Below are 24,592 nucleotides of genomic sequence, written 5' to 3' on the forward strand. Positions count from 1 at the left end.
TATGTAAGTTAATAAAATGAGATTAGAATTAAAGAAAATCAACGAAGCTATAAATGCTATTTCTTATTCTATTGATACTGAACAATATGAAGAAGCTTTGTTAGGTTCTGAGATAATGTTGAATGAACTCGAAAAATATGAAAAATCAGAATCAGTATTACGTCTATTCTTTAATTTAGCTGGACAATTTATAGATGCAGGCACATCGTTAAGAAATAAAAGTGCCGTGTCTAAAGGAATCCAAATTTTAGAGACTTACTCAGAGCATTATGAAAATCAATCTAATATTAACTATTATTATAATTTAGCAAATGGAAAATTAGCATTAGCTAATGATTGTGGTTATTCAGAAGATGACGTGAATTTCAAAAATATAGAATTATTTAATGATGTAAAGAACTTATATTGGAAGGCTTATAAATTAATAAAAAAAGAAGATAATTACGATTTATATCAACAAAATATAATTAATCTTGCAAATGTTCTCAAACAACAATTTCGATTTTCGGAAGCTTTAAAACTCTATGATTTAGTAATAAAAGAAAATACGCCCTATCCACAAGCATGGCTTAATCGAACATCTTGTTTAAAGCAATTTGATCAACTATTAGATCATCGCACCGCAAAAATGATTATGGAAATAATTAAAGGGTATAAATTCGCTTGTAACTCACATTTAACTCCGAATACCTGGAAACCTTACTACAAAAATCAAGTCAATTTTTTAACTGAACAATTAGATTCTAAAGACTTAGATTCTGAAGAAGCTGAGACACTTAAAGAATATTCTTCTATGACTCAATTCCGACAATGGTGTATAGAAGAAAATTTAACTCTGAATATTCATGGAATGTATTGTTCATGCATTGCCAATGAACGAGATAATTTAACTCTTTTAGAGGGTATAATTTCTCCGACTAATATTCTTATATATGAACAATATCTCAACCGATTGAAAGCCGAATTTTCCTTGATGCGAGTAATGTTCTATGAGTCTAAATTCACAAATAGCTCTAAGTTTGATTATGAAAGCTGTTATTCGGAACTTGATGACAAAGAAATCATTAATATAAGATCTGAAAAGCTAAGAACTTGTTTCAGACTATGTTTCTCAATATTAGATAAGTTAGCAATCTTCTTGTGTCAGTATTTTTCACTAAAAATTGAGAAAAATACTGCGTTCAATAATTTTTGGCATCAGAATAAATCTGCCCTAGAAAGCAAAGAAAATTTTGCTTTGATTGCAATTAACAGTCTTATTTTTGATCTAAATGAAAAAAATGGACAATTTGGTTTCTATAAAGTTTGGCGAAATGCTCTCGAACATCATATTTTATTTCTAGTTCCAGATACTTTTGAACTCTCTAATGACTCTACACATACTTATGTAAAAATCACTGACTTCGAAAATAGTCTCCTAAATTTAATTCAATTAACAAGATCATCTATATTTTCAACAGTATTTGCAATTGTTGAAGATCTACGTCAGAAAATGCCAAATGATAAAAATAATTCTCTTGAAATAAAAATCCATAAAAAGGAGTTTAAAGGTTCTCCATGACATGCTAAAAAATAGACAATTCAACAAATTTTGTGAAACTTTATAAATGAATAAGTTACTTGCTTCCGCTTTAATTAGCTCCAGTCTCATTAGTGTTTCATCCTTCGCTCTTTCCCCACCTGCCCCAATCCCCCAACAAAAACAAGTCTCAGGCTATTACCAATACCAAGCGGGTGATGTACAAATCACTGCCCTGTTAGACGGCACAAACTTCATGTCGCCTAAATTATTTCAAAATACTCCAGAAAAAGAAGTCCATGAAATTTTAAAGAAATATGCTGCCGACCAAGCCAAAGGCGTACAGACCTCTGTCAATGCCTTCCTTGTAAATACAGGTCATTCGCTGGTTTTAGTGGATAGCGGCGCTGCGAGCTGTTTTGGCGCACATTTAGGTTCAGTGTTAAGCAACTTAAAAGCGTCAGGCTATCAACCAGAGCAAGTCGATACCATCTTGCTAACGCACCTACACCCAGACCATGTGTGTGGTATTAGCCAAAATGGCGTGGCAAACTTTCCAAATGCAACGGTTTATGTTTCGAGCGATGAAGCGAACTATTGGCTAAACCCGAAACAAATCGAAAAACTCCCGAAAGAAAAACAAGCAGGCTACTTAGGAACTGTTGAAAAAATTAAACAAGCCATTGTGCCTTATCAAGCCAAACAACGCTTCAAAACGTATCAATTGGGCGATCAAGTTCAGGGATTTAAAGTCATTAATACCGCGGGGCATACGCCGGGACATTTTAGCTATGAGCTGAAAACCAAAGATGAAACGGTGGTCTTTATTGGTGACATTGTGCACTCTCATACCGTGCAATTCGACAAGCCAGAAACCGCTATTGATTATGACATCGACCCGAAAAAAGCAGTGCAAACCCGCTTAAAGCAATTTGCTGAATATGCAAAAGGCGTGCAAACCATTGCAGCACCACACTTGCCATTCCCTGCTATTGGACATATCTATTCAGCAGATGGTAAAAGCTATCAATGGATTCCTGTGCATTTTAAGGATTAATTTATACGAAAATTATCTCTTCTTTTGCCTGAGAGTTAAAAGTCACTTCAAACCAAATATAAGTTTGTTAAATCATAAAAAATCCCCTCATTTGAGGGGATTTTTTTTACTACTGTGGACTCATCGAGTTTTGTACAAAATGCGGAGAACGAGGTCCATATAGCAACCCTTTTTGCTGCATCAACTGCGGAGCATACAACTGGGTACTCACACTGTTAGACAGTACATAAGCTTTGTCAGATAAATGATTAGAAATTTGGTCAATCAAGGCACCCACCAATATCCCGACCAGACCGGCGTTGTTGTTATTATTGGCTTGTTGGATTTTTTCCTGACCTTCCCATAATAATGCTCCGGTTTTTAAATCCACCAATTTCGCCTCGACCGCAACGGTCGAGGTCGATTGAATCACCTGATATTTAGAACCATATTCTTTGACTTTGACATACAGTGCGGCATCCGCTCCAAAAATTTCATTGAGTTTCTGAATTGGAATTTGCTGCGCATCATAGCCATTGGTTACGCCGTTTTCTTTAAATAGCGTATCGACCACAGAAATGGGGAACACATAATAGCCCGCTTCTGCTACAGGTAAAGTCACGGTAGACCAATACCCATAGGTTGCCCGTGTATCGGGTGACTCATTTACAGGCGGCAACACCAAAATGGATTTTGGCATATTGGCATGATATGCAGATAAGTCACGATTGCTTTTTGGTGTCGTAGCACAACCTGTGAAGAGTGTCATTGCAAGGCCAAGTACGCATAGTTTTTTGAAATGTTTCACTTCACACTCCCTGCCGCAGACTGGGCTGTCATTTTTTTCAAAAGACGATCCATTAATACTGTCGACTCTGGGTAGGTTTGACGTTCAAGTTCAAAATACTGAACAGCACGTGGCCCATTATTGATATTTAAATTCAACAAACCCAAATGTGCATACAAGCCCGGAGGCACTGCTGCATTTTTGGCTTTGGCTTTTTCAATATCTTTTTCAAGTTTGCCAATCTGTTCTTGTGGAGAAGTCTTTTCTGGCAGACTCAACATCAGATAAGTTTGCTGCGGGTATTCGCCCCAGCTATATAACGATTTTGGCGCTGAAACACAGCCCACCAAAGTCATGGTGCAGATCGCACCTAAAACCAATACGATTTTTTTCATTGATTCAAACCAATTACTGCGCAGACCACTTATTGGTTTGAATATCCAACACCAAATTATTAACCGCTTCACGCACAGCCAAATCTAAAACTTTACCGTTTAAAGTTGAATCATAAGAAGCGGTAGAACCAAAACCTAAGATTTCACGTTCACTGAGTGCGTACTCGCCTGCGCCTTGCACAGAGTGAACAATTTCTGCTGTTCTTACATCGACAATATTTAAGTTCACTTTGGCATAAGCAATTTGGGTTTTACCACGACCCAATATGCCAAATAGCTGGTGATCACCGACTTCTTTACGGCCAAATTCAGACACGTCGCCCGTTAATACATAACGTGCGCCTTTGATGGCTTGAGAGGATTTAGTAAAACCTGCTTCTTGTTGTAATTCAGCAAGGTTGTCACGGTTTAGGACAGAGAAATAGCCCGATTGCTGTAAATGCGTTTCTAAAATAGTTTTTGCTTGACCACCTAAACGGTCAACGTTGTCTGAGAAAATGCCACGCATGTAGCTTGAGCGATTGTCAAATTTTCCTACAGATACAGGCGTTTTAGCGCCAGCGTATTTAACGGTCGCCACTGCCGCTGTTACTTGCGGTGATTGAATTGTTTTTGACGTTTCTGTTGTTGAACATGCAGATAATGCTAAGCCACTCAAAACGGCCAAAAATATAGATTTATTCAAAATTTATCCCTCAAATCTTTAATTTAAAAATCATTAAAAAATCAAAGGGATTATAACCATTTAGCTTTTAGTTACCTATACAAAATCCAGTTTTGTTGTTGTCAGACCGATTACTTCATTCCAAAAATCAGTTTTAAACCCAACACCGTCATCACCGCCCCTGCTGCGCGGTCAAATACTGCTTTAAACTTCAAATACACGCGGCGCGGCTTTTCAGCAGACAACGCCACTGCAACCAACGAACACCAACCCGCATCAATAAAGAAACACAGGATAGGCAGTACATAATAGTAATAGGTTGGGATTTCTTTGGGTAAAAGTGCAGTAAAAATACTGGCTAGAACAATCGCAATTTTAGGGTTGGAGAGCTGAGTAATTAAACCAGTCATAAAGGCACGGCGTAAAGTCATTGCTTTTGAGCTGGAATGATCTGCCTCAATTGGCTCTTTGGCATGTTTAATAATTTTAAACGCGAGCCAAAGCAAATAGATCCCACCACAAATTTTTAAGGCCAAATACGCTGACGGCACTGCCAACAAAAAGGCTTGTAAACCAAGTACAGCCAACAGACCAAAAACAGCTGCGCCTGTTCCTGTCCCCAGTGCGGTAAAGAGGCCATGCTTTCGAGAAATCGCAATCGAATTTTTTGCTACATAAATCGACGTCGGTCCAGGGCTCATTGCGCCTAACATTAATGCAAAGGCAATGGAGCCCAAAATCCAAAATGATTCCAAGAGTGACCTCTAAATTGAGAGAATTTATCAGCTGCGATTTTACGCTAAACAAAGTTTTTACGATATTCACTTTATCAGTTATTTTTCACATTTATATCGTAATCAAGCCACAGCTTGTACACCCATTATATTTTTTAATGATAAATAAAAAGCCTATTTTTAAGTAAATTCGGCATAGGCCATAGTGAAAACAATAATAGAGCAATTACTCAACAATAAACTTCAACATCAGTTATTTAGATCATATTCAATTTTAATAAAAAGACAAATGTGTATTAAAAATAGCCATCATGTTCTTATTTTTGATTACAAAATATAATGGGGGAATTGCTTCCCTTTTCATACATTTTTCATATATAAAAAGACTTACTATTTATAAGGTTTTATTTCTAAAAACCACATTTTTTAACTTCATAATTTTTAACATCATAATTAAAGGTGAACCATGCAAAATAAGAAGCGCACCCCATTAGACGCTCAACAGTCCCATCTTTGGATCATTGGTGGTGGTATTGCAGGTATGGCTGCTGCTGCATTTGCGATCCGTGATGCCAAAGTCCCTGCCAAAAATATCCATATTTTAGAAGAACTCGATATTTCAGGCGGCTCGATGGATGGCGGACATACACCGCATGCCGCGCAAGCTTGGGTAACACGTGGTGGGCGGATGCTGACCGATGAAACCTATCTGTGCCTATGGGACTTATTTTCCAGTATTCCATCCTTGGAAAATCCAGACATTTCAGTGCGTGAAGAATGTCGTGAGTTTAATGAACAAGTGAAAACCCACGCCAATGCACGTTTAATTGATGCCAAACATGTCATTGCGGATGCGGCAAAGCTTGGTCTGAATACGCTACATCGTGCACAGATGCTGCGCCTATTGGCTTCAAAAGAAGAAAAAATTGGTAGCCGCCGCATTGATGAGTTTTTTGATGAAGCCTTTTTTGAAACCAATTTCTGGCGCATGTGGCGCACGACTTTCGCTTTTCAAAAATGGCACAGTGCAGCAGAGTTAAGACGCTATTTCTTGCGTTTTATTCAAGAATTGCCACGCATTCATACCTTAGCAGGTGTGAAACGTACCAAGTACAATCAATATGACTCGATGATTCTGCCCCTACAGCGTTGGCTAGTCGCACAAGGCGTCGATGTGCGTTTTGGTCACTATGTCACAGATGCGGACTTCATTACCAATGCTGAAACCCAAGAACGCCATGCTTCACGCCTATATGTACAATTGCCTGAAGGCTCAGAGCAAATTAATCTGAAATCCAATGATTTAGCCATTTTCACTCTAGGCTCCATTACTGCGGACTCACGTTATGGCGGTAATCATGACGTGCCTGCCCTCGTTCGTCATCGAGAAGACCATGGCTGGACACTTTGGGAAACGCTAGCACAAAAAGCCCCAGACTTTGGCCGTCCAATGACCTTTTATGGCAATGTCGATGAACATAAGTGGGAGTCTTTCACTCTGACCATGAAAGATGACGTGCTGCTTAAACGCATTATTGACTATACAGGCAATGAACCAGGCACAGGCGCACTGATGACTTGGTATGAGTCGGGTTGGCATTTATCCATTGTGGTTCCTGCACAGCCACACTTTGCCGACTTACCTGAAGGTTTATATACCTTATGGGGCTACGGTTTCCAAATTGACCATATAGGCGATTACATCAAAAAACCAATGTCCGAAGCCACAGGGCAAGAAATCCTAACAGAACTGATTAAACAGCTCGGTTTTGACGACATTTTAGATCATGTTTTGACAACGACTGATGTTACCACAGCCATGATGCCATACGCCTCTGCCCTGTTTGCCTGCCGTAAACCGGGAGATCGTCCTCAGGTGATTCCTCAAGGCTCACAAAACTTTGCTTTCCTTGGACAGTTTGTGGAAATTGAAGACGATGTGGTCTTTACTGTGGAATATTCAGTTCGTGGGGCGATGCTTGCCATTTATGAATTCTTTGGGGTGGAACGTGAAATCCCTGAAATTTACAATGGTCTGCTTGATCCGAAAGTCGGTTTGAAAGCTTTGGAAACCGTGTTCCACTAAACTTCTAATCTATAGCGATAAGAGCACATTTATGTCGCTACTATTACATAGTTTAATTTAAGCAACGTTTGGATACGCGAGTGTGGCAGGGATGCCACACGTTATCCATCATAATAGGGATGTTATGTATGGATAACAAAGGCTTTTGCTTACTTTTGGCCTATCAAAAGTAAGGGTATTACCTACATAAACACCTTTTATACTTTATTGAAAGTTGAGGCCGTGTACACACCTAATTTTAAATTGGATAAAAAGAAAAATTAGATAAAACTTTATACCTCATTAGTAAATAAATTGACTAATCAACATAGGAAAAACATCTCCACGTTTTAAATAAAATACCGAAACTGACTAAATACTTTTCTATCGTTTTCTCATGATTTTAGATTTCATAAAAATTACAAAACTCACTTGCAGCTTTGATTGCACAGATGCAGCATAAGACTCATCTAAAACTTTAAAAATAAATCTATGAAACTAGCAGAAGCACTTTTATTGCGTAGTGACTTACAAACCAAACTCGCCTCTTTACAACAACGCATCAACAATAATGTGCTAATCCAAGAAGGCGATGAACTGAGTGAAGACCCGAATGCGCTGATTGGTGAGGCTTTTAGTGTGAATACAGAGTTACATCATCTGATTGAAAAAATTCATGCGACCAATGCTCAAGCTAAAACCAGCACGGGTCAATCCATGCTCAGTGTTTTAAACACACGTGATTTGCTCACACAACAGCATCGTATTATTCAACAGGCCATCGACAGCTCACGACATGAAAATGGTCGTTATAGTTCGAGTGAAATTCGCTGGGTTAAAACTATTGTGGTTGCAGACTTGCAAAAACAAGCGGATGCAATTAGCCAGCAACTCAGGCAAAATAACTTAGAGATTCAAGCTTCAAATTGGCAAATCGAACTGATCTAGCCAATTTGAGCCACAACAGTTTGGGCATATTGGGCGAGTACAAGGCCTTTTATACGTTTGTAAGGCTTTAATTCAACAAACGTTTGCAGGAAGTAAGACGTCTACTTCACATTTTCACAAATCTGACGTAGCACAATGCATCTTTTATACTGCACATCGCACCTTGCACTACCATGTACTGACAATATGCCTCCCTATTTTCACCTATTAGTACGTATCAGCCTGTGTAGGCGTTTTCTGATTAAAAGCCATTTCTTGTGATGGTAGTTTATAGTCACGATCATGCACAGGAACACCACCAATAATCATGGTACGAGCCTCAGTTCTAGGCTGATTCAAATCCTTTTTTGCATCACACGCGGTCAGTTGAGTGAGCAATAAAACCAATACTAGGGTAGATAAGGTTTTCATTATATCCCCTCATTTATCATTATTGTTCTTTCAGCATAGCACTTTTATTTTTCCAATCCTATCGACTTTGTTACAACTCTTATCCATCTAAATGATGGTTCTCTGCGAATTTTCTTTATAAAATAAATATCAATCATTCATAAATAAAACAATAACATGAGTAATTTAAGCTCACTAAAATTAGACTTAAACATTTATCCGATGTATTGAAAAAACTATCTTGTTTTATTCAATTTCTTCATCAGCCTGCGGCTCGCCCTACTTTTGTTTAGTCAAAAGTAGGTAAAACCATTGTCATCTGCAAAACCTGTTCATTCCTTGGATTTATTCAAATATAGCGAATAAAACATTATCTTATTTACACCATGCAGGTTGTAGATAACGTTTCCGAGTCGCCTATTTCTTATCGAAATTAGATTAAATTAGAAAAAGACAACCTGATTTACAAAATCTTACAGGATTGAATATTTACAACGGACACTTTTGTCCGTTAAATAATAGCACTCCCCAATTAAATGAAATAATCACCATGACCAGTCGCCAACAGCGCGCTGCACAAAACCGCGAGGAATTGCTGGAAGCCGCAGTTCAGGTTTTTCGTACACACGGGATAAATGCGCCCTTACAACAGGTGATTGACGCAGCCAATGTCGGACGGGCGACTTTTTATCGTAATTTTGATGACCGTCGTGCTTTGGTGATTGCCTTAATGGAACAAGCTTTGGAACGCCTCGCAATTCGTGCAGAAGCATTTTCTCAGTATGAAGATGGTTTTATTCGTTTAATTGAAAACCATGTCTATAACTTACCGTATTTAACTGCACTGATGGAATATTGGCGAGTGATTGAGCGTAATGATCCCGTCATGGTCGATATCTACGCACGCCGCGATGCGATTTTACAGCCTTTGATTGATCAAGCCATTCGGCACGGCGTATGTCGCCCCGATTTAACCACTCAAGATTACGCCATGATTACGGCCATTTTAAGGACTTCATTCCAAGGGCTGACCGATATAGAGCAACAACAACTTGCACAACGTGCGATTGAGCTCTTACTCAATGGTATTCGGGCATAAAAGGTCACCACTCATGACACAGCCACCACGTTTACTCGAACCTGCGCCAAACTGGACAGCCGAAGAAAAACCAACCCTACCCGGCTCTCCTGCCGTGATTGCGCACTCCACGCCTAAGCGCTTCATATATTTTTTTATTGGTTTGTTTGTCGCACTGTCTGCCAGTCTCAGTAACGGTTTCATTACTGCAAATTTACCCTTAATACAGGGTGAATATGGACTAACACCCTCTGAGGTGGCTTGGATCCCCGCAGCTTATGTGATGGCCAATGTCAGTGCGAACCTGATTCTATTTAAAGCCCGCCAGCAATACGGTCTGCGTCTATTCTCTGAAATTGGCTTACTGATTTTTATTGTGGTTTTGGTTTTACACGTCTTTGTAGATACCTTTGAAATGGCCGTACTGGTGCGTTTTATCAGCGGCATGGTTGCCGCACCGCTCAGCTCTTTAGGCATGTATTACATTATGCAGGCCTTTAAGCGGGAAAATTTTGGTCGCAGTATCTATTTGGCTTTAGGCTTCCAACAGCTCGGCATTCCACTGGCTTGGATCATTTCGCCTTATCTCATTGATGTGAATAACTGGAATGTCCTGTATACCTTTGAAATTGGTTTAGCCCTGTGCTGTTTCGCAATGGTGGTGTCGCTTAAGTTGCCCCGTAGTTTAAGAATTGCTGTTTTTGAAAAGCAGGACTTTTTCACCTTTGCCCTGCTTGCGCCCGGTTTTGCCTTTTTGTGTATTGTGCTGACTCAAGGGCCTATCTTGTGGTGGTTTGAAGTGAAATGGTTGGCCTATTTGCTCATTGCAGGGTTCAGCCTGATTGTGATTGGTTTGGTCTATGAGCATTATCGGGTCAATCCACTGATTATGACGCGTTGGCTGGGGACATCATCCACGCTTCGTTTTATCATCGGAGCCTTTGCAATTCGCTTTTTAATGTCGGAGCAAAGTTATGCTGCCGTCAGTTTTCTCAAAACTATGGGCATGGGCCCCGATCAATTTGTCCCGCTCTATGTGGTGATCTTTTTCGGCATCGTGTCTGGAACCTTATTTAGTGCCATCACTTTTTCACGTGAACGGATTATTTGGCACTTACTATTAGCAGAAGTTTTGGTGTTGATTGCTTGCGGGCTAGATTTTCACCTCACCAGCGATATTCGCCCTTCCAACTTCTACGGCAGTCAGTTTTTGGTGGGCTTTGCCAGTGGTGTATTTATTGGTCCACTCTTGATCACGGGTATCTTAAGCGCCATGCAAAAAGGCCCCACCCATATTGTCACGTTCATTGTTTTATTTTCAGCGACCCAAACTTTTGGTGGCTTAGTCGGTTCATCGTTTTACTCCACCTATCAACAAGTCCGAACCCAAAACTATCGTGCTGAGATGATTCAACAACTTCCCGAAACCAATCCATTGATTGCACAGCGTCTTTTAGCGTATCAACAAAGTTCGCATACTTACACGCTCGATCAGCAGTTAGAGCAACAACAAGCCTTAAAAAATCTCAATCAAGTGGTGACTCGAGAGGCTCAAGTTCGTGCCTATAACGATGTGATTAGCTTTAATGGCGTTGTTGCTATGCTGTTGTTGTTGTGGGGGACATTCCTGATTGCACGGAATCAATATCAACTGCGACAACAAGCGAAAATCGGTCATGTCTAATGCCATTGCTCCCTATTTATTGAGAAATTGTTATGTCTGAAGATCAAAAACCAGCAGCTCCCGCTGAAACAACCGCAACGTCTGAAAATGCCTCTCAGTCGGAACAGCCCGCGGTAGCAGCAACACCGATTACGCCACCTTCGAGTAAACTGATTCCAACAGCGAAACGTACACTGATCTTGATGTTTTTAGTACTGATCATCGGTATCGGAATCATTTTATGGGCATGGAAAATTGGACCATTTGACAGTGCGGTTGAGTCCACTGACAACAGCTATGTCAAAGGCAAAACCACAGTGCTTTCTTCGCAAATTAATGGCTATGTCAAAGATGTATTGGTCAGTGATTTTGATCACGTCAAAAAAGGACAGGTGTTGATGCATATTGATGCCACGACTTATGACCAAAAAGTCACACAGGCTGAAGCTGGCGTGGATCAAGCCCAAAATAACCTCTCCAATCAAAGTCAAAATATTGCACAGCGTAAAGCCGATATTGTGGCGGCAGAAGCCAAGGTCGAACAAGCGCGAGCAGCGTATCAACTGTCATTGGCACAACAGCAGCGCTATCAACAGTTGGGCGACTCTGGCGCAGCGTCTAAATCGGAACAAGACAAAGCCTTTGCCGATACCCAAAATAATTTAGCCTTACTGCAACAAGCACAGGCCAATGTCTTGGTAGCAAAAGAAGCGCTCAAAACCGCACAAGTGGCTGAAACAGGACTCAAAGCTCAAGTGACCAATGCCGCTGCGCAACTGGATCAAGCCAAAACCACCAAAAACTACAGCAGTATTATCGCCCCGATGGATGGACAACTGGGTGAAGTGAACCCACGCGTGGGACAATATGTGGCAGCAGGCACACAGTTGCTCTATCTGATTCCACAACAGACGTGGGTCACGGCTAACTTTAAAGAGACTCAAATTGCTAACATGAAAATTGGACAAAAAGCATGGTTCACGGTGGATGCCTTAAATCATCAAAAATTTACAGGTCATGTCGAGCAAATTTCCCCAGCGGCGGGTTCAGAGTTCAGTGTACTTAAAGCTGATAATGCAACAGGTAACTTTACCAAAGTGGTACAACGCATTGCGGTACGGATTGCAATTGATCCGAATCAAACAGGTATTGAAAATTTACGCCCAGGCATGTCCGTGATTAGCTCGGTCGATACCCACTCTGCACAGCGTTAATTCTGTGCAGAAACCACGACTTTTCACTTACACTAAGCACTCAACCTGATTGATTAAAGTCCTATGTTTGAACAGATTGTACAGTCCATTCCCTATCAGCACATCAGAATTGACGGGATCAATATCAGCATCAAACGTTTAGACTTGGTCCATCCACACATTTCAGGCAATAAATTTTTTAAACTGAAATACAATCTGTTGGCGGCGCAGCAACAAGGCTATAAAAAACTGCTGACTTTTGGCGGTGCCTATTCCAATCATATTGCCGCAACGGCTTATGCAGCGCAGTTATTTGGTTTTGAGAGTCTAGGCATTATTCGAGGCGAAGAACTGGCCTATAAACCCCTGAATACAACTTTAAATACAGCACAGCAATTCGGCATGCAATTGCAGTTTATGACGCGAGAAGCCTATCGGCAAAAGCAAAGCCCAACCTACTTAGCACAGTTACAACAAGATTACCCTGATTATTATGTGATTCCCGAAGGAGGAACCAATCCCCTTGCCATTCAAGGCTGCTCAGAAATTCTCTCTGATACGGATCGAGAAAATTATGACCTGATTTGTTGTGCCGTGGGCACAGGTGGCACCATTGCGGGTCTGATTGAAGCCAGTCATTCACAGCAACACCTTTTGGGTTTCTCCGCGCTCAAAGGTAATTTTTTAAGTCGAGAACTAGAGCAACTGACTGAAAAACGGAATTGGCAAATTACCGATCAATATTGCTGTGGTGGTTATGCCAAAACTACTCCCGAACTCTTACAATTTATCCGTACCTTTGAGCAGCAATATAACATTCCACTGGAACAAATTTACACAGGTAAAATGCTGTTGGGCTTAATCGATTTAATTCAACAAGGTACATTCCCCAAAGATCATCGTATTTTGGTGATTCATTCAGGTGGGCTACAAGGTCGTTTAGCCACACTTTAGATAGTCCTGAAAAAGCAAAAAAGATGGTCTATAATGCCCTGCTTTATTCTCCCGTGAGTGTGTCATGTCCGCAAATCAATATGATGTCTTAGTTTTAGGTGCAGGTGCATCTGGCTTAATGACAGCCTATATGGCAGCTCAACGCGGACGAAAAGTGGTCATTGTAGAAAAAGCCAATAAAGTCGGCAAAAAAATTCTCATGTCAGGTGGGGGTAAATGTAACTTTACCAATCTGTATGTCGAGCCAAGCAACTTTATTTCACATAATCCACACTTTGTGATTTCAGCCCTCACTCGCTATACCAATTGGGACTTTATTGGGATGGTTTGTGAGTATGGTATTGAATATGAAGAGCGTAAACACGGTCAGCTGTTCACCCTCAAAGGTGCCAAAGAAATTTTAGCCATGCTATTGAGCGAGTGTGAAAAAACAGGTTTGGTCGACATTAAAACCAACTGTGAAGTAAAAGCAATTACCGCACTCGATGAGCAAGGTTTTCAAATTGCCACGACACTAAGGTATTTTGAAGCCGAATCTGTGGTCATTGCGTCGGGTGGTTTATCTATTCCGACCTTAGGTGGCTCAGGTATTGGCTATGAAATTGCAAAGCAATTTGGTCACCATGTTTATCCAACTCGCGCAGGTTTAGTGCCTTTTACCTTTTCAGATAGCTTTAAAGAAGTGACCACACGCTTAAGTGGCAACGCGGTCGATGCGACTTTATCGAATGACTTAAACGCTTTCACCGAAGCCCTTTTATTTACCCATCGTGGGCTCAGTGGGCCAAGCTCGCTACAACTGTCGAATTATTGGGATGTAGGACAAAGCTTCAAAATTGACTTCTTGCCAAATGTGGATTTGCACGACTACTTAAAAGCCAAGAAGCACAGTCAATCCAAAGCCCTGCTGCGTACTTTACTGGGTGAACATTTCCCTAAAAGTGTGGTAGTTGAACTGCAAAACCTCATTTGGCCAGAACTGGCTGAAACAGCGATTGGCCAACTGTCGGATGAAAAACTGGAGCACATTGCAACACGCTTGCATGCGTTTGAAGTCAAACCATCAGGAACTGAAGGCTACCGTACTGCTGAGGTGACTTTAGGCGGTGTAGACACCACTGAAGTTTCATCGAAAACCATGGAAAGTAAAAAGCAAAAAGGCTTGTACTTTGTCGGTGAAATATTGGATGTGACAGGACATTTGGGTGGTTTTAACTTCCAATGGGCATGGTCATCTGCGCATGCCGCATCAGAATATGTTTAAGCCATGTGCTTAAAACTGTAAATTATTCTAAATAGTCCGTGCGTAGCAGTACGCACTGCTTTTGCTTCTGTTGACGGGCAAGCGCTAAGTCCATTTTCGCAATGGCAATATGGACATGGCTCGGCTGGATCACTGAATGTTTCGTCATCAATGTTTTTTTTAATATTTGCATCATCTGTTTTTTCCTTTTTAAACTGCAATTTATAAAAATAAATCGTGAAATGTCCATGCAGCTATCACAAAAGTATAGGCATGTAAGTATTTCTAATTTATGAAATATCCATATTCCACATGCATCAAACATACCAAATTAAAGTTCATTCCACACTATAGACTTTTGTATTATTTTTCATCAGATTCATCCGCATCACAACCTTCAATTGCCGCAGTCGGTATTCTTTCAGCATTAGCGTGTGTTGTTGTATCGATTTTCGGTTTTGCAAAGACAAATTTATAAGCACTCACAAAAAATCCAACCGTAATACCCGCAATGATGATTGGGGCAAAATATTTATTTGGGGCTTTTTTTGACATCAGTTTACTCCAATAAAAAACACCAACCGCCATCAGCGGTCGGTGTTTAGTGTGATTAATTTAGTCTGGATCTTTGGGGTGAACATCAATATCTTGTTCGGCCTCACCCGTTGAACCAAAAGGTTTATTTAAAGGTTTATGTGCAGGATCGACCTCTGCTGTAGTTGGAATATCATCTGCATGTTGATATTCCTCTGCAACCGTTGGTGTATCCATTTGCTCTTTCAGTGAGGCATGTTCTTCTTTGCCTTGTGCGGATTGCGTGCTTTCAGCTTTGGCCTGATAAAGTGGATTCGGTTGCGCACCTTCTTTTTTGGCTTTATCCAACAAATCGGTCAAAACCCGTTCCGCAGGTTGACGCCCACCGAGACCAAAAGCCAGTGCAAATGCAATGGCAACCGCACCCAGCGTTAAGCCAAAGGCCAAGTTTACGATTGAATCTGCGATACCCATTGCACGCAAGCCCATCGCCAACACCAAGCCAATGATCAAGACACGTACAATGTTCGCCACCCAACGAGAACTATTGTATTCACCACGCTCAATCACCTGTGCAACCAAGTTCGCCAACCAGAAGCCCACACCCAAAATGACTGCACCCAATAGGATGTTTGCACCAAACTGGATAAACATCGCAATCAAACCACTGATCTGTTCAAAGCCGAGTCGATTTGCTGCTTCAGAGACCGCAAATAACATGGTAAAGAACACAATGAAATAACCCACAACGCAAGATGCTTTGGTGTTTCCTAAGAAACGTTGCAAGCCAACTTTGTTTGGAATGTCATCTACACCTGTTCCCGACAAGACTTCAACCACAAGACTTGCGACAAAACGTGACACCACATAGGCCAAAATTAAAATTAATGCCGCTGCAATGATGTGCGGAATTGCATTCATGATTTCATACAGCATGGCCGTCGCTGGTTGAGAAATTGCATCAATGCCTAAAGCTTCAAACGCAATAATCAGCGCTGTGATAATAACCATTGCAAAAACAAAAGATCCGAGCACTTTAGCCAAATCTGAGTTTTTAAACAGTCCTACTTTTTCAACCTGTTTTTGTACATCTAGGCTTCTCAATAAGCCCTCAATAATGCCCCGTACAATTTTGGCTAGAATATAACCTGCAAAAACAATTACACCCGCAATAAAGATATTTGGTAGATACAGTACGGCTTCATTGACCATATTTTGGATCGGAAAGAGCAGCCCAGTCAGACCGAGTATCGACAAAACAATGGGTAAGAATAGTAATAAAATCAACCAATAGACAATTTCACTGATGTTTTGACTCAGCGTACTGACTCCGACATCCTGACTGAGTTTTTCATCTAACTGAGTTCGATCCAATCCTTTTTGTAAACCCACTTTGACCAGCTTTGCCACAATCCAGCCAATAAAGCCCACAGCAACAGCAGCCAACAATTGTGGTATAAACAACAAGAACTGTTGAACCATATTACTAAATGGCCCACTTACACTGGTGAGATTGAGAACATTGAGTGCACCGATCACCGCAATAATCAAGATGAGCCAAAACACAACTCGAGAAATAATATTTTCAATATTCGAGCGATGGCCAGTAGCACTGGAAAGTTTTTGGTTGGTCCCGAGTTTGGTTAAAACCTTTTTCACAGCACCTGCAATCAATAATGCAATAATCCAACCAATGATCAGGATGGCGATTGCGGACAGGATTGGGTGAAACTGGTCCCAATAATACATCGCATCAAATCGACCCTGATGCCCTACATAATCATTCATTTTGTTCTCCCTCTTGTTGTGTCTACATCACAGCGACCTTTGCTCAACTACAGATTTTAGTTTTGAAGTGATTGTCTGCCATGAGGTATGAATGAGAAATGGAATACCTTTTGATGACTGCTAAAGAAAAAACCCCTGTACATTACAAGGGCTTTAGTCACATTTAGCGGTCAGTTGCAGTCGCCGTATTGCTATCGTTGGCTGTCGCTTCGTCACCTGCTGTTGCAGTGGTACTGTTATTTGGTGTTGCAGGCTCTGCACTCGGATTCGGATGTCCTGGAGGCGCCTCATTCGGATTTGGCTTGGTATCTGCAAACATATAAAATAATAATGCGATTAAGAAAATTCCGACCAATGCCAATATATACAAGGGCACGCGTTTTTTCTTCTGCCGCTCCTCTGGCGTTTGTACATGGGACGGTTTATTGAAATCATGTGTCATAGCTCCCCCTCAATTTTCTATTATCAAGTTGTCGAATTCTCATACTAACAACTGCTTGTGTAGCATTGTGTTTCAAAGCATAGTGAGATAGTAAACAAGCGCTTTATTTTAAGTTAAGTTGTTATTTTTTATGGTTTTAAAAACAGTCACTCTTCTGTCAAATCAATGTTAAAGGTCATATAAAAAGTATTTCATATAGGCGTAGACAAAAAGAGTCTGGCGAACAGCGCTCTTCAACTGAATTTGCGCTATAATTATGCACCTTGTTTTAGCTGTTTTTGGACTTTATGGCATATCGTCAACAAAGTGTAACGCTTGATTTAGACACTGATGTTACGCACCAATGTCATTTGCACTACACGCGAGACCAACATCTTATTGGTATTATTGAATTTTCTAAGCCTAGTTATATTCTAAAATGGGGCGATCTGGAGTTTTTCCGTCGTCGTACTGAAGAGTTTTCAGTGATGCCTTTTCCTGAATGTGTCAATGCCATGATTATTGACATTCGAAATGTGCAAGCCTTTTTAGACAATGAAACACCCATCATTCCTTGGCGCTTACTGGAAGAAGAATGTCCTGTGCGTTTAGTTGTACCTCAAGACCGTTTAGATCACTATATTGGACTGTTTGAGCCAACATGGCTGACGACTGATATTGAAACGGCTATTTCTGAAATCCGTGAATATATGGATATGTTTGTGCACTAAGCACTTCTCGATACACACCTGCTCATCTCCTCCCCTTGCGATTGTGCCCCGTCATTTGTTCATAACGTACAGTCGCTTTTATTTTTAGTTTTTAATACTCTGCGAAAAACGTAGGACAGTAAAAAAAATCTAACTGATCTTTTATGCTGCGTCATAAAACGGATCATCTTCAAAATAAAGCACTTTTCTTTGCTATTGCAGTTTTAGCATGTTCTACACGAACAAAATCCATTCTGTCATGCATCCATAACGAAACGCATAGCCAACCCTGTGGCATTAGACATTAGCCTAATAAAATGAATTATAAAACTTGAAATGGCACGCATTATGCATAATTTTCTTTTTAATATCAGAGGAATATAGCGATGCACTTATTTAAAGCATTATTAACAAAATATTAAAAATCCCACTTGAGCAGCAAAAGCAATCTCGATTAAGATGCAGACTAAGCTGTAAAAAAATACCATAAAAAGAACATCTTTTGCACAGAATAAAGCTTTAACCCAATTCTGACGTTTTTGATAAAAACAATGCAATTGATGCTGCAAACAAAAGGAGTTTGTACATGACCATGCAACGTAATCTTTCTGCCCTATTTTGTGCAAGTGCACTTGCGCTGAGCCTCAGTGCATGTAGCGACAACAAAGCACCTGCAACGGATGCAGCTAGCACTGGCGCAGATGCTTCACAGTCAGGCACTTTAGATAAGATTAAAAAATCAGGAACCATTGTTTTAGGTTACCGTGACTCCTCTATTCCATTCTCCTATATCGCAGACAACCCAAATCAACCTGTCGGTTATGCACATGATTTACAGCTCAAAGTGGTTGAAGCTGTTAAACAAAAACTAAATATGCCTGATTTAAAAGTTCGCTATAACTTAGTCACCAGCCAAAACCGTATTCCATTGGTTTCAAATGGCACAGTCGATCTTGAATGTGGTTCAACCACAAACAACAAAGAACGCCAGCAACAAGTTGATTTTTCTGTGGGCTTCTTTGAAGTGGGTTCACGTTTACTTACTGCAACCGATTCAGGTGTGAAGGATTTTGCTGACTTAAAAGGCAAAAAATTAGTAACGACAGCAGGGACAACCTCTGAACGCTATATCCGTCAGCATGAAAAAGAACTCGGTATTGGTGAAGTGATTTCTGCCAAAGACCATGCTGAATCATTCTTGATGCTCCAAAGCGGTCGTGCTGCTGCGTTTATGATGGATGACATTTTACTTGCTGGAGAAAAATCGAAAGCCAAAGATCCAAACAAGTGGCACATTGTTGGTACAGCACCAATTCAAGAAGTTTATGGCTGTATGTTGCGTAAAGGCGATACTGGCTTTAAGCAAGTGGTTGATGATGCAATTAAAGCCACTTATAGCTCAGGTGAAATTAACAAAATGTACAACAAATGGTTTGAACAACCGATTCCACCGAAAAATATTAACCTGAACTTTGCTATGTCAGACCAACTTAAAGCCTTAATTGCAAACCCACATGACCGTGATCAGTAAACGATAAAGGAAAGATTAATGTTCACTCAGGCAAAGTTTCTTTGCCTGACCTATTTTAGGGGATTGTCATGAATTATACCTGGAACTGGGGCGTCCTTTGGCAATCCACAGGCGTCGGAGATAGCACCTATCTCAGTTGGATTTTAATTGGTTTAGGCTGGCTGGTTGTTATTGCCATTGTGGCTTGGAGCATTGCAATGGTGCTCGGAAGTATTCTCGGCATTATGCGCACGCTTCCCAATAAAACCGCACGTGCCATCGGCACTGGCTACGTCACCATTTTTCGTAATGTACCGCTACTGATCCAATTATTTATTTGGTTTTATGTTGTGCCGAATTTCTTACCTGGCCCGATTAAGTCATGGTGGATTAACGATTTAAGTGCAGGAACAACAGCGCTGATTTCAGCCAGTATTGGTCTTGGACTGTTTACCGCAGCACGTGTCTGCGAACAAGTCCGCACAGGCATTGAAGCTTTACCTACTGGACAGGTCAATGCAGGTTATGCCATGGGTTTTAGTACCGCACAGCTATACCGCTATGTCATTTTACCGCAGTCCTTCCGTACGATTTTACCGCCTCTGAGTTCAGAGCTGACCAACTGCGTCAAAAATACTTCTGTGGCCTCTTTAGTTGGGGTCTCCGAGATTATTTCGCAGATGAAAACCATCAGCGAATATACGCAGAACACCATTGAAATCTATACCTATGTCACGATTATTTTCATCGTTATCAACGTGTGCTTAATTACCTTAATGACGCTGCTGGAAAAACGTTTACGTGTCCCAGGTTTAATTGCAGGAGCTAAATAATGGAATGGCTCACCGCATTTATCCATGATTTGCAGTTATCTGCACCCGCCCTATGGCATGGTTTAAGTATCACTTTAAAAGTGGTCATCATCGCCACCATTGGTGGTATTTTCATTGGCACGCTGTTGGCACTGATGCGTTTGTCTTCAATTCGCATCCTGAATTTAATTGCCCAAGGCTATGTCAATTTATTCCGCTCGATTCCTCTACTGTTGGTATTGATGTGGTTCTACTTTGCTGTACCGTTCATCTACACCACAGTCACGGGAAATTACCTGACCATTGATACCGCTTTGGTCTCAAGTATTGTGGCGTTCATGCTGTTTGAAGCGGCTTATTTCTCGGAAATTGTACGTGCAGGGATTCAATCGATTCCTAAAGGACAGTCTGCCGCGGCTTATGCACTAGGCATGACCTATGGTCAGTCCATGCGCTTAATCATTTTGCCGCAAGCCTTTCGTAAAATGACACCGCTGCTGTTACAGCAAACCATCATCTTGTTCCAAGACTCGACCATGGTGTACGCCATTGGCCTACTCGACTTTTTCCGCACCAACTACGTGCGGGGCGATTTGATGTCTCTATTAACGCAATATATTTTATTTGCAGGCCTAGTGTATTTCACCATCAGTATGCTAGCCACATATGCAGTAAAACGATTACAAAGGAGGTTAAGCGTATGAGCGACCAAAAAGTAATGATTGACCTCCAAAATGTCAGTAAATGGTATGGCGATTTTCAAGTCTTAACCGATTGCACCACACAAATTTGCCAAGGTGAAGTGGTGGTGGTCTGTGGCCCATCAGGCTCAGGCAAATCGACCCTGATTAAAACAGTGAATGGATTGGAAGCCTTCCAACAAGGTCAAATCACAGTCGATGGAATTCCCATCAAAGACCCGAAAACAGATTTGACCAAATTACGCAGTCGCGTAGGCATGGTGTTTCAGCATTTCGAGTTGTTTCCACATCTCAGCATTACTGAAAATTTAACCATTGCCCAAATTAAAGTATTGGGACGCTCTGAAGCTGAAGCGAAAAAGAAAGGCTTAGGCTATTTAGAGCGGGTTGGGCTGAGTGCACATGCACATAAATTTCCAGCACAACTTTCAGGTGGACAACAACAACGTGTCGCAATTGCCCGTGCATTAAGCATGGATCCGATTGCCATGTTGTTTGATGAGCCTACATCGGCGCTTGACCCTGAAATGATTAATGAAGTTCTTGATGTGATGGTCGAGTTGGCACATGAAGGCATGACCATGATGTGTGTCACCCATGAAATGGGCTTTGCCCGCCAAGTGGCCAACCGTGTGTTGTTTATGGATCAAGGTAAAATTGTCGAAGACTGTAGCAAAGATGATTTCTTTAACACCAAACGTGGTGATCGTGCTCAACAGTTCTTAGACAAGATCTTGCACTAGCACAGACGTGTTATCCCACATTAAAAAAGCAAATCACATGATCTGCTTTTTTAATTCACGCTCTAGTCTAAAACCAAGCGCGCATTGGTGGCTTGAACAGGACGATTATTCGGATACCCCATCAGTGCAGCGAAGTTTGCGATTTGCTGTGCTGATGCCTGCTGAATATCTTTTAAGACCACCCAACGTACACCTTCAGTACACGGTGGTGTCGTGAGCGAACCATTAAAACGGTAGTACTCGCGATGTGTCGGCAGAAATTGATCTGCGTTTAAATTGAATACTTTCTGGGGTTGCCTGTACTGCTGCCACAGTCCATCAAGTGCTTGATTCTTTTTCCCTTGTTCATACATCATCGCAATCACAGCCAGCTCGCCTTTTTCAGAAGCATGGACTAAATGTAATTCCATCGGAAAGCTTTTACCGTGAACCGTATTTTCTGAAGGGCTATGTAAATGCATTTGCAATAATTGAAATCGTTCTCCCTCTAAACTTAAATAACTGCCTTGATGAAAATTGGCTTGTAAAGTATGAGGGAGCTTCACGATACTCGTTGCAGCCGTTTTATAATCAAAATCAAGTGGCGCAAGGTCTGCTGAAATAACATGCTCAATATTAATGGGCGATTGATTATGCCCCGCACAAGTTTGGTATTTGCTATTGAGCTGGCTCCAATACTGCGGTGCTGTTTGTGCTTGATAACCCCAATCCGAAGTTACTTCACTACTGGCCCAAGCCACTACACATGGGAGACCAAACAATGTTGCTATTACTTTTTTATTCATCATAATCCATCAAAAAATATCGGTTTAAAACGTCCCATATCCTCTAAGAAATCACGCTCAAGCAGCAAAACCTAAAATGCCAATTCTGCTGCTTGTCTTTGTTTTTTGTGCAAACTCTGTAATCATGACTTTTCAGCAAAAAGCCAATATTGCCCGACTATTTTGTCTCGCTGTAGATGTAAAACGATCAAATAGGACTGATCATATATGACAATAATTACAATTAATTACATATAGTTATGTGATTATTCATGTTTTATCTGTGATAAATTAAAATAAGAATGAGAAAATACAATCATGTTTAAAAACTTTCACTGATGCACAATCAGCACGCACATTTCATGAGCGTTCCAAAAGAGAACAAAGCAACGAAGACTCAAATAAAAATAGTTGCTGACCGAATTTTTTTATCATTTTTTGAGTTACTGCTTTTTTGGCTTAGCTCAAGAGATAAAATATACACCTGTATATTTAAAATGTAAAAACTTAGATAACCATAATATATTCATAAACTTAATATTAATTTATATTTTAACCCATGCACCACTGCAATGCACAAACACCATCATGGTGCATACTTTTGCTTTATATCGAGTCTTGTTATTTTTAAGCAAAACTTAATCAATATTTCCTTTTTGCTGAGATCTTCACGAAATTACAGGCATCAGTATACTGAGTTTCTTTTTGCAAAATTTTGCACTCAAATGGAACCTAAACATGCAAAATATTGACTTACTTTTTCTTCTTCTTGGTGCGGTTTTAGTCCTTGCCATGCATGCGGGCTTTGCTTTTTTAGAACTAGGGACAGTTCGTCATAAAAATCAAGTCAACGCTTTAAGCAAAATTTTAACGGACTTTTCACTTTCCGCAATTGCCTACTTCTTTGTAGGTTATTACATTTCCTATGGACACCATTTTTTCCATATCGGGGATACCTTAGCAGCTGATCATGGTTATAACCTGATGCGCTGTTTCTTCCTGCTCACTTTTGCGGCCGCAATTCCAGCCATTATTTCAGGCGGTATTGCCGAGCGTGCCAAAATGCGCTCACAAGCGATTGCAACCGTGTTATTGGTGGCCTTGGTTTATCCTTTTTTTGAAGGAATCGCATGGAATGGCAACTTTGGTTTACAACAGTGGCTACAAGATACTTTCGGTGCAAGTTTCCATGACTTCGCAGGTTCAGTGGTGGTACATGCTATGGGAGGTTGGATAGCTCTGGCTGCTGTGGTTCTACTCGGTGCACGTGATGGTCGCTACAAAAAAGATGGTCGTGTCAGTGCGCATCCTCCTTCGTCCATTCCGTTCTTGGCTTTAGGTTCATGGATTTTGATCGTGGGTTGGTTTGGCTTTAATGTGATGAGTGCACAGCGTTTGGATGCTATTTCAGGACTGGTGGCGATTAACTCACTTATGGCCATGGTTGGCGGAACTTTAGCAGCCAACTTCGCAGGAAAAAATGACCCTGGCTTCTTACACAATGGCCCTTTAGCTGGTCTCGTGGCAATTTGTGCAGGTTCAGATGTCGTACACCCGATTGGGGCATTGGTGATTGGCGCTATTGCTGGACTGATTTTTGTCAAACTTTTCACCTACACCCAAAACAAGCTAAAAGTCGATGATGTACTCGGTGTATGGCCTTTGCACGGCGTATGTGGTGCCTTTGGTGGGCTTGCAGTCGGGATCTTTGGTCAAAAATGGCTTGGTGGTTTGGGCGGTGTTGCGATGATGTCACAGCTGATTGGTACGCTCTTAGCAATAGGTATAGCTGTTATTGGTGGATTGGTGGTCTATGGCGCTTTAAAAGCCACGATGGGCATCCGTTTAAGTCAAGAAGATGAATTTCGCGGTGCAGATTTATCTATTCATAAAATCTCTGCCAACTCAGATGACAGTATGTTCTAAACACATTTCCACTT

Annotated in this window: 25 protein-coding genes; 15 read left to right on the forward strand and 10 right to left on the reverse strand. The window is 40.9% G+C overall.

Annotated features, from left to right (window positions below):
• Positions 1-16 precede the first annotated feature (16 nt).
• Positions 17-1,561, forward strand: a complete 1,545-nt coding sequence (locus tag AC4MC0_RS12555) for an LA2681 family HEPN domain-containing protein (protein WP_010326230.1) — start codon at positions 17-19, stop codon at positions 1,559-1,561.
• Positions 1,562-1,607: 46 nt separating this feature from the next.
• Positions 1,608-2,576, forward strand: coding sequence for an MBL fold metallo-hydrolase (locus AC4MC0_RS12560; RefSeq protein ID WP_005399942.1), 969 nt, complete (start codon positions 1,608-1,610; stop codon positions 2,574-2,576).
• Positions 2,577-2,685: 109 nt separating this feature from the next.
• Here AC4MC0_RS12560 and AC4MC0_RS12565 read toward each other — a convergent pair whose 3' ends face one another.
• The 4 genes from AC4MC0_RS12565 to AC4MC0_RS12580 all read right to left on the reverse strand — a co-directional run bounded on the left by AC4MC0_RS12565 (position 2,686) and on the right by AC4MC0_RS12580 (position 5,156).
• The gene (locus AC4MC0_RS12565; RefSeq protein WP_491887118.1) at positions 2,686-3,363 is read right to left on the reverse strand and encodes a DUF799 domain-containing protein; all 678 of its coding nucleotides are present in this window, start codon (positions 3,361-3,363) and stop codon (positions 2,686-2,688) included.
• Positions 3,360-3,737 carry a DUF4810 domain-containing protein gene (locus tag AC4MC0_RS12570; RefSeq protein ID WP_078388388.1) on the reverse strand — a complete coding sequence of 126 codons (378 nt, stop codon included), beginning with the start codon at positions 3,735-3,737 and terminating at the stop codon, positions 3,360-3,362. Before AC4MC0_RS12570 ends, AC4MC0_RS12565 begins: the two co-directional genes overlap by 4 nt.
• A gap of 13 nt (positions 3,738-3,750) precedes the next feature.
• Positions 3,751-4,422, reverse strand: coding sequence for a CsgG/HfaB family protein (locus AC4MC0_RS12575; protein WP_491887119.1), 672 nt, complete (start codon positions 4,420-4,422; stop codon positions 3,751-3,753).
• A gap of 110 nt (positions 4,423-4,532) precedes the next feature.
• Positions 4,533-5,156 carry a LysE family translocator gene (locus AC4MC0_RS12580; RefSeq protein WP_078388386.1) on the reverse strand — a complete coding sequence of 208 codons (624 nt, stop codon included), beginning with the start codon at positions 5,154-5,156 and terminating at the stop codon, positions 4,533-4,535.
• Positions 5,157-5,601: 445 nt separating this feature from the next.
• On the opposite strand from AC4MC0_RS12580, the gene AC4MC0_RS12585 reads away from it, so the two are divergent.
• The gene (locus AC4MC0_RS12585; protein WP_491887120.1) at positions 5,602-7,221 is read left to right on the forward strand and encodes an oleate hydratase; all 1,620 of its coding nucleotides are present in this window, start codon (positions 5,602-5,604) and stop codon (positions 7,219-7,221) included.
• Positions 7,222-7,692: 471 nt separating this feature from the next.
• Positions 7,693-8,148, forward strand: coding sequence for a DIP1984 family protein (locus AC4MC0_RS12590; RefSeq protein ID WP_078388384.1), 456 nt, complete (start codon positions 7,693-7,695; stop codon positions 8,146-8,148).
• A gap of 207 nt (positions 8,149-8,355) precedes the next feature.
• Here the strand turns inward: AC4MC0_RS12590 and AC4MC0_RS12595 are convergent, their stop codons facing one another.
• A complete protein-coding gene (locus tag AC4MC0_RS12595; RefSeq protein ID WP_004694549.1) occupies positions 8,356-8,559 on the reverse strand; it encodes an NF038215 family lipoprotein in 204 nt (67 codons plus the stop codon).
• 529 nt (positions 8,560-9,088) lie between these two features.
• Here AC4MC0_RS12595 and AC4MC0_RS12600 point away from each other — a divergent pair.
• The 5 genes from AC4MC0_RS12600 to AC4MC0_RS12620 all read left to right on the forward strand — a co-directional run bounded on the left by AC4MC0_RS12600 (position 9,089) and on the right by AC4MC0_RS12620 (position 14,690).
• Positions 9,089-9,637, forward strand: coding sequence for a TetR/AcrR family transcriptional regulator (locus AC4MC0_RS12600; RefSeq protein ID WP_078388383.1), 549 nt, complete (start codon positions 9,089-9,091; stop codon positions 9,635-9,637).
• Between the two features lie 13 nt (positions 9,638-9,650).
• Positions 9,651-11,300 carry an MFS transporter gene (locus tag AC4MC0_RS12605; RefSeq protein WP_078388382.1) on the forward strand — a complete coding sequence of 550 codons (1,650 nt, stop codon included), beginning with the start codon at positions 9,651-9,653 and terminating at the stop codon, positions 11,298-11,300.
• A 32-nt stretch (positions 11,301-11,332) separates the two neighbouring features.
• Positions 11,333-12,493, forward strand: coding sequence for an HlyD family secretion protein (locus AC4MC0_RS12610; RefSeq protein ID WP_335996989.1), 1,161 nt, complete (start codon positions 11,333-11,335; stop codon positions 12,491-12,493).
• A 63-nt stretch (positions 12,494-12,556) separates the two neighbouring features.
• A complete protein-coding gene (locus AC4MC0_RS12615) occupies positions 12,557-13,426 on the forward strand; it encodes a 1-aminocyclopropane-1-carboxylate deaminase/D-cysteine desulfhydrase (protein WP_335996988.1) in 870 nt (289 codons plus the stop codon).
• A gap of 64 nt (positions 13,427-13,490) precedes the next feature.
• Positions 13,491-14,690, forward strand: a complete 1,200-nt coding sequence (locus tag AC4MC0_RS12620) for a BaiN/RdsA family NAD(P)/FAD-dependent oxidoreductase (RefSeq protein ID WP_335996987.1) — start codon at positions 13,491-13,493, stop codon at positions 14,688-14,690.
• Positions 14,691-14,712: 22 nt separating this feature from the next.
• Here AC4MC0_RS12620 and AC4MC0_RS12625 read toward each other — a convergent pair whose 3' ends face one another.
• The 4 genes from AC4MC0_RS12625 to AC4MC0_RS12640 form a co-directional block, all read right to left on the reverse strand.
• Positions 14,713-14,865, reverse strand: a complete 153-nt coding sequence (locus AC4MC0_RS12625; RefSeq protein WP_162841315.1) for a hypothetical protein — start codon at positions 14,863-14,865, stop codon at positions 14,713-14,715.
• Positions 14,866-15,032: 167 nt separating this feature from the next.
• Complete coding sequence (locus tag AC4MC0_RS12630; RefSeq protein WP_201950610.1) at positions 15,033-15,224, reverse strand: hypothetical protein; 192 nt, start codon at positions 15,222-15,224, stop codon at positions 15,033-15,035.
• A 60-nt stretch (positions 15,225-15,284) separates the two neighbouring features.
• Positions 15,285-16,991, reverse strand: a complete 1,707-nt coding sequence (locus AC4MC0_RS12635) for a mechanosensitive ion channel (protein ID WP_201950609.1) — start codon at positions 16,989-16,991, stop codon at positions 15,285-15,287.
• Between the two features lie 163 nt (positions 16,992-17,154).
• Complete coding sequence (locus AC4MC0_RS12640) at positions 17,155-17,433, reverse strand: hypothetical protein (protein WP_005399956.1); 279 nt, start codon at positions 17,431-17,433, stop codon at positions 17,155-17,157.
• A 287-nt stretch (positions 17,434-17,720) separates the two neighbouring features.
• Between AC4MC0_RS12640 and AC4MC0_RS12645 the strand changes: the two genes are divergently transcribed.
• From AC4MC0_RS12645 to AC4MC0_RS12665, 5 genes are all read left to right on the forward strand, one after another.
• Positions 17,721-18,143, forward strand: a complete 423-nt coding sequence (locus tag AC4MC0_RS12645; protein WP_004694572.1) for a hypothetical protein — start codon at positions 17,721-17,723, stop codon at positions 18,141-18,143.
• Between the two features lie 565 nt (positions 18,144-18,708).
• The gene (locus AC4MC0_RS12650) at positions 18,709-19,653 is read left to right on the forward strand and encodes a transporter substrate-binding domain-containing protein (protein WP_010326225.1); all 945 of its coding nucleotides are present in this window, start codon (positions 18,709-18,711) and stop codon (positions 19,651-19,653) included.
• A 68-nt stretch (positions 19,654-19,721) separates the two neighbouring features.
• Entirely contained in the window at positions 19,722-20,465 is a 744-nt protein-coding gene (locus tag AC4MC0_RS12655; protein WP_004981232.1) for an amino acid ABC transporter permease, read from the forward strand.
• Positions 20,465-21,148 carry an ABC transporter permease subunit gene (locus AC4MC0_RS12660; protein ID WP_087010391.1) on the forward strand — a complete coding sequence of 228 codons (684 nt, stop codon included), beginning with the start codon at positions 20,465-20,467 and terminating at the stop codon, positions 21,146-21,148. Before AC4MC0_RS12655 ends, AC4MC0_RS12660 begins: the two co-directional genes overlap by 1 nt.
• A gap of 14 nt (positions 21,149-21,162) precedes the next feature.
• Complete coding sequence (locus AC4MC0_RS12665; RefSeq protein WP_010326224.1) at positions 21,163-21,888, forward strand: amino acid ABC transporter ATP-binding protein; 726 nt, start codon at positions 21,163-21,165, stop codon at positions 21,886-21,888.
• 62 nt (positions 21,889-21,950) lie between these two features.
• On the opposite strand, the gene AC4MC0_RS12670 is transcribed toward AC4MC0_RS12665, so the two are convergent.
• On the reverse strand, positions 21,951-22,673 hold the full coding sequence (locus AC4MC0_RS12670; protein WP_335997054.1) for a carbonic anhydrase: 723 nt from the start codon (positions 22,671-22,673) through the stop codon (positions 21,951-21,953).
• Between the two features lie 717 nt (positions 22,674-23,390).
• Here AC4MC0_RS12670 and AC4MC0_RS12675 point away from each other — a divergent pair.
• Entirely contained in the window at positions 23,391-24,578 is a 1,188-nt protein-coding gene (locus AC4MC0_RS12675; protein WP_058952170.1) for an ammonium transporter, read from the forward strand.
• Positions 24,579-24,592 lie beyond the last annotated feature (14 nt).

This window comes from Acinetobacter sp. CAU_H_S139_7, from assembly GCF_058599305.1.

Bases quoted from the DNA above. Each gene is read 5' to 3' on its own strand.
- AC4MC0_RS12655 (WP_004981232.1), top strand. From the start codon at position 19,722: ATGAATTATACCTGGAACTGGGGCGTCCTTTGGCAATCCACAGGCGTC.
- AC4MC0_RS12675 (WP_058952170.1), top strand. From the start codon at position 23,391: ATGCAAAATATTGACTTACTTTTTCTTCTTCTTGGTGCGGTTTTAGTC.
- AC4MC0_RS12600 (WP_078388383.1), top strand. From the start codon at position 9,089: ATGACCAGTCGCCAACAGCGCGCTGCACAAAACCGCGAGGAATTGCTG.
- AC4MC0_RS12630 (WP_201950610.1), bottom strand. From the start codon at position 15,224: ATGTCAAAAAAAGCCCCAAATAAATATTTTGCCCCAATCATCATTGCG.
- AC4MC0_RS12595 (WP_004694549.1), bottom strand. From the start codon at position 8,559: ATGAAAACCTTATCTACCCTAGTATTGGTTTTATTGCTCACTCAACTG.
- AC4MC0_RS12560 (WP_005399942.1), top strand. From the start codon at position 1,608: ATGAATAAGTTACTTGCTTCCGCTTTAATTAGCTCCAGTCTCATTAGT.
- AC4MC0_RS12650 (WP_010326225.1), top strand. From the start codon at position 18,709: ATGACCATGCAACGTAATCTTTCTGCCCTATTTTGTGCAAGTGCACTT.
- AC4MC0_RS12625 (WP_162841315.1), bottom strand. From the start codon at position 14,865: ATGATGCAAATATTAAAAAAAACATTGATGACGAAACATTCAGTGATC.
- AC4MC0_RS12605 (WP_078388382.1), top strand. From the start codon at position 9,651: ATGACACAGCCACCACGTTTACTCGAACCTGCGCCAAACTGGACAGCC.
- AC4MC0_RS12640 (WP_005399956.1), bottom strand. From the start codon at position 17,433: ATGACACATGATTTCAATAAACCGTCCCATGTACAAACGCCAGAGGAG.
- AC4MC0_RS12670 (WP_335997054.1), bottom strand. From the start codon at position 22,673: ATGAATAAAAAAGTAATAGCAACATTGTTTGGTCTCCCATGTGTAGTG.
- AC4MC0_RS12610 (WP_335996989.1), top strand. From the start codon at position 11,333: ATGTCTGAAGATCAAAAACCAGCAGCTCCCGCTGAAACAACCGCAACG.
- AC4MC0_RS12665 (WP_010326224.1), top strand. From the start codon at position 21,163: ATGATTGACCTCCAAAATGTCAGTAAATGGTATGGCGATTTTCAAGTC.
- AC4MC0_RS12635 (WP_201950609.1), bottom strand. From the start codon at position 16,991: ATGAATGATTATGTAGGGCATCAGGGTCGATTTGATGCGATGTATTAT.
- AC4MC0_RS12570 (WP_078388388.1), bottom strand. From the start codon at position 3,737: ATGAAAAAAATCGTATTGGTTTTAGGTGCGATCTGCACCATGACTTTG.
- AC4MC0_RS12615 (WP_335996988.1), top strand. From the start codon at position 12,557: ATGTTTGAACAGATTGTACAGTCCATTCCCTATCAGCACATCAGAATT.
- AC4MC0_RS12590 (WP_078388384.1), top strand. From the start codon at position 7,693: ATGAAACTAGCAGAAGCACTTTTATTGCGTAGTGACTTACAAACCAAA.
- AC4MC0_RS12660 (WP_087010391.1), top strand. From the start codon at position 20,465: ATGGAATGGCTCACCGCATTTATCCATGATTTGCAGTTATCTGCACCC.
- AC4MC0_RS12620 (WP_335996987.1), top strand. From the start codon at position 13,491: ATGTCCGCAAATCAATATGATGTCTTAGTTTTAGGTGCAGGTGCATCT.
- AC4MC0_RS12645 (WP_004694572.1), top strand. From the start codon at position 17,721: ATGGCATATCGTCAACAAAGTGTAACGCTTGATTTAGACACTGATGTT.
- AC4MC0_RS12585 (WP_491887120.1), top strand. From the start codon at position 5,602: ATGCAAAATAAGAAGCGCACCCCATTAGACGCTCAACAGTCCCATCTT.
- AC4MC0_RS12555 (WP_010326230.1), top strand. From the start codon at position 17: ATGAGATTAGAATTAAAGAAAATCAACGAAGCTATAAATGCTATTTCT.